The sequence below is a fragment of the Paenibacillus sp. BSR1-1 genome, from assembly GCF_030403775.1.
Classification (GTDB): domain Bacteria; phylum Bacillota; class Bacilli; order Bacillales; family Cytobacillaceae; genus Neobacillus.
The window spans coordinates 1-3,577 of record NZ_JAQMWQ010000044.1; the positions used below are offsets into that span (position 1 = coordinate 1).

2 protein-coding genes and 17 tRNA genes are annotated in these 3,577 nt (G+C 43.1%); 18 read left to right on the forward strand and 1 reads right to left on the reverse strand.

Features of this window, described 5'->3' with window-relative positions; translation table 11 throughout:
• Positions 1–17 precede the first annotated feature (17 nt).
• The 17 genes from PH210_RS29530 to PH210_RS29610 all read left to right on the forward strand — a co-directional run bounded on the left by PH210_RS29530 (position 18) and on the right by PH210_RS29610 (position 1,856).
• Positions 18–92: transfer RNA gene (locus PH210_RS29530), tRNA-Gly, on the forward strand.
• A gap of 5 nt (positions 93–97) precedes the next feature.
• Positions 98–186: transfer RNA gene (locus tag PH210_RS29535), tRNA-Leu, on the forward strand.
• A 63-nt stretch (positions 187–249) separates the two neighbouring features.
• A tRNA-Arg gene (locus PH210_RS29540) sits at positions 250–326 on the forward strand.
• A gap of 7 nt (positions 327–333) precedes the next feature.
• Positions 334–410 (forward strand) — tRNA-Pro (locus PH210_RS29545).
• 27 nt (positions 411–437) lie between these two features.
• Positions 438–510: transfer RNA gene (locus PH210_RS29550), tRNA-Ala, on the forward strand.
• A gap of 16 nt (positions 511–526) precedes the next feature.
• Positions 527–603 (forward strand) — tRNA-Met (locus PH210_RS29555).
• Positions 604–613: 10 nt separating this feature from the next.
• A tRNA-Ser gene (locus tag PH210_RS29560) sits at positions 614–706 on the forward strand.
• Between the two features lie 67 nt (positions 707–773).
• Positions 774–847, forward strand: a tRNA-Met gene (locus PH210_RS29565).
• A 3-nt stretch (positions 848–850) separates the two neighbouring features.
• Positions 851–927: transfer RNA gene (locus PH210_RS29570), tRNA-Asp, on the forward strand.
• Between the two features lie 193 nt (positions 928–1,120).
• Positions 1,121–1,196: transfer RNA gene (locus tag PH210_RS29575), tRNA-Phe, on the forward strand.
• Between the two features lie 22 nt (positions 1,197–1,218).
• Positions 1,219–1,303, forward strand: a tRNA-Tyr gene (locus PH210_RS29580).
• A 25-nt stretch (positions 1,304–1,328) separates the two neighbouring features.
• Positions 1,329–1,404: transfer RNA gene (locus PH210_RS29585), tRNA-His, on the forward strand.
• A 17-nt stretch (positions 1,405–1,421) separates the two neighbouring features.
• A tRNA-Gln gene (locus PH210_RS29590) sits at positions 1,422–1,496 on the forward strand.
• A gap of 6 nt (positions 1,497–1,502) precedes the next feature.
• Positions 1,503–1,576 (forward strand) — tRNA-Cys (locus PH210_RS29595).
• A gap of 13 nt (positions 1,577–1,589) precedes the next feature.
• Positions 1,590–1,663, forward strand: a tRNA-Gly gene (locus PH210_RS29600).
• Between the two features lie 8 nt (positions 1,664–1,671).
• Positions 1,672–1,745: transfer RNA gene (locus PH210_RS29605), tRNA-Ile, on the forward strand.
• A 39-nt stretch (positions 1,746–1,784) separates the two neighbouring features.
• Positions 1,785–1,856 (forward strand) — tRNA-Asn (locus PH210_RS29610).
• A gap of 302 nt (positions 1,857–2,158) precedes the next feature.
• On the opposite strand, the gene PH210_RS29615 is transcribed toward PH210_RS29610, so the two are convergent.
• A complete protein-coding gene (locus PH210_RS29615; RefSeq protein ID WP_289990300.1) occupies positions 2,159–2,428 on the reverse strand; it encodes a hypothetical protein in 270 nt (89 codons plus the stop codon).
• Between the two features lie 441 nt (positions 2,429–2,869).
• Here PH210_RS29615 and PH210_RS29620 point away from each other — a divergent pair, with 441 nt between their 5' ends.
• Positions 2,870–3,076: a hypothetical protein gene (locus tag PH210_RS29620; protein ID WP_289990302.1), complete on the forward strand. Its 207-nt coding sequence runs from the start codon at positions 2,870–2,872 to the stop codon at positions 3,074–3,076.
• Positions 3,077–3,577: the final 501 nt, after the last annotated feature.

A 3,577-nucleotide genomic window follows, 5' to 3' on the forward strand; every position in this document is an offset into this window, starting at 1 on the left:
CCATTTAGATTAATAATGCGGAAGTAGTTCAGTGGTAGAACACCACCTTGCCAAGGTGGGGGTCGCGGGTTCGAATCCCGTCTTCCGCTCCATTTTTGCCGGGGTGGCGGAACTGGCAGACGCACAGGACTTAAAATCCTGCGGTAGGTGACTACCGTACCGGTTCGATTCCGGTCCTCGGCACCATTTTTTTTTACGAAGTAAAATAAATAGTGTTTTTTGGGGAATCAAAATAACACTCAATACTATGCGCCCGTAGCTCAATTGGATAGAGCGTCTGACTACGGATCAGAAGGTTATGGGTTCGACTCCTTTCGGGCGCGCCATTAATTACGGGAAGTAGCTCAGCTTGGTAGAGCACTTGGTTTGGGACCAAGGGGTCGCAGGTTCGAATCCTGTCTTCCCGACCATTCTAATTTTTTTTAAAATAACAACATGGGGCCTTAGCTCAGCTGGGAGAGCGCCTGCTTTGCACGCAGGAGGTCAGCGGTTCGATCCCGCTAGGCTCCATTTTTAATATGATATTGGCGGTGTAGCTCAGCTGGCTAGAGCGTACGGTTCATACCCGTAAGGTCGGGGGTTCGATCCCCTCCGCCGCTACCATATTTTTAACGGAGGAATACCCAAGTCCGGCTGAAGGGATCGGTCTTGAAAACCGACAGGCGGGTTAAACCGCGCGGGGGTTCGAATCCCTCTTCCTCCGCCATAATATTTTATGGTTTATACAGTCCATGCAACTAAATGCATGCACAAAACAATCTTTTTTTCATCGTCGCGGGGTGGAGCAGTCCGGTAGCTCGTCGGGCTCATAACCCGAAGGTCGCAGGTTCAAATCCTGTCCCCGCAATATGGTCTGGTAGTTCAGTTGGTTAGAATGCCTGCCTGTCACGCAGGAGGTCGCGGGTTCGAGTCCCGTCCAGACCGCCATTTTTATCCCAGTAGTTAGCGCTGCTGTTGATATAGATTTTTTTGTGGCTCAGTAGCTCAGTCGGTAGAGTACGATCGAATAAGCTACTTAGAAATTGCATCAGCGTACCCATCGAGCTGCTGCTTGAGTAAGCTTTCTGAGATGGGGACGAAGGTATGACCACCTTCAAAGTTTAGGAAATAATCTTATTATGGCTCAGTAGCTCAGTCGGTAGAGCAAAGGACTGAAAATCCTTGTGTCGGCGGTTCGATTCCGTCCTGAGCCACCATCTACAAATTGTTTTTATATGTGGAGGGGTAGCGAAGTGGCTAAACGCGGCGGACTGTAAATCCGCTCCCTCCGGGTTCGGCGGTTCGAATCCGTCCCCCTCCACCATTATTTTAGAATACTTGGAATTATGGCGATTGTGGCGAAGTGGTTAACGCATCGGATTGTGGTTCCGACATTCGTGGGTTCGATTCCCATCAGTCGCCCCATCTAATATTAATATCAATGGGCTATAGCCAAGCGGTAAGGCATCGCACTTTGACTGCGACATGCGTTGGTTCAAATCCAGCTAGCCCAGCCAAATTAAGGCAGCATAGCCAAGTGGTAAGGCAGAGGTCTGCAAAACCTTTATCACCGGTTCAAATCCGGTTGCTGCCTCCAATTTTTCAAAAGTGCGGGTGTAGTTTAGTGGTAAAACCTCAGCCTTCCAAGCTGATGTTGTGAGTTCGATTCTCATCACCCGCTCCATTATTTATGGGCCTATAGCTCAGCTGGTTAGAGCGCACGCCTGATAAGCGTGAGGTCGATGGTTCGAGTCCATTTAGGCCCACTAGTGTTTTTTTGCGATAGCAAAATACCTTTCCATTATTCCGCAGTAGCTCAGTGGTAGAGCTATCGGCTGTTAACCGATCGGTCGTAGGTTCGAGTCCTACCTGCGGAGCCTTTTTTTATTTTCCAGAATAAAAAAAGGTTCCCTCGAAACTTCTTTTTTACCGCATTACAATTTCACTTCATCCATCTGAAAATTACCTACATATATTCCAAGTTGAGACTAAAACTCAATAGTAATGATAAAATTTTTATCGGTGAATTGCGTACAACCCTTTAGGAAAGAGACATCCAGCGGTTTAAATTAATCGATTAATTGGTTATGTTGAACGGGGAAATTGTTGGATCTAGTTTATTGAGTGTTACGAAACGAAAAAGCAGATATCCAAATGGATATCTGTTTTTTGGTATGATCTATCCACCGAATATGGCTTGTAGGATTAGCGCTTTATACACAAATGTAAAAAGACCAATTAGGATTCCGGATATGGCCAGTCCGCGCCTGTATGAATTAAAAAGGCCTACTATACCGAATAAAATTGCCATAATCCACACCGGGAGAAGGATCCAGCCAAGGATGGGGATCAGGCTCAAAACAAATCCAATGATCGCAAGAGAAATGGACACTTTGGCCGCTTTATTTGATTGTTTTTCTATTACAATATAATGGCGTTCACCCGACAAAAAAATCACTCCTTATGGCATATGGTACAACTATATCCATTTTGGAGTTTTTTAATCTTGTAGTGTTTATTTTACTGGATTATTTTGGTAATTTAATTCGATCAATCCAATTTCCAATCAAGATGCAGTAATCGATTGAGTCAAGATGATTGGATACAAGTTGGGCATTGCCTGTTTCACTATGAATTTGACGATGATAGGGAGGGCAATGCTATTCTTCCCTGAACTTCGCCTGGACATGTCATATTAATCAAAAAAATAAAGTATAGAATCATTTTCTGGGGAATAATGTCTTTTTTTCTGAAATACTTTACTGATTTTCGACAATTTCCTTCAGATATCTATATATCCTAACGGTCATATTTTGTTGCTAAATCAAGCATACTTTTGATCATCTTAGGAGCAACTTGGTTATATACTGGTTTCTAAGAGTCAAGGAGCATGAAATTTGGCTATCAAACTAATACATGGGGTGGAATAGTGGGGCATCCTGGAGGAGTTACTTCTGTAAAGGAACTCTATTATTTTGCTAACAGTTCAACAGAAGAAGCACTCAAGAATATTGCTGCTCACTGGTTGAGCAGTGGAACTGTTAGGAGCTTCCTAGAAACAGCTAGTGCTCAGATAAAAAGCCAGTTTCTTCTTTGAACTCTCTTCTGGGGGTATCAAGAGGAGAATTGCTGACTTGTTTAAATGATCCCTGGCGGGCAGCTCCCATTCCCAGCTACCCCCTCCTAAGACATTACTGATTATCGAGTGGTCATTGTCATATTAGGGACAAGTAATAATAAAACAGCTTAAATGGAAGCTGTTTTAAGCTTGAAATATAAGAGGAAATATAACGTTTTATATTTTTTTTTGAAAAAGTATTGACCAATCTATTAATCTCCTGTAATATATGAAAAGTCGTCAGCGAGGCGATGAAAGAAAAACAAAAAGTTGTTGACTTCGAGTTGATAACTTGTTATGATAATAAAGTCGCTTTTGAGCGATGATGAAATTGTTCTTTGAAAACTAAACAAACAAAAACGTCAACAAACAATAATATTCGTTTCGTTTGAAACGAAGCCAACGTTTTATTTTATGAGCTAATCAACTTTCTTGGAGAGTTTGATCCTGGCTCAGGACGAACGCTGGCGGCGTGCCTAA

What these genes read in the sequence shown, in the direction of transcription:
- PH210_RS29620 (WP_289990302.1), top strand. Translation starts at nt 2,870, where the DNA reads ATGAAATTTGGCTATCAAACTAATACATGGGGTGGAATAGTGGGGCAT.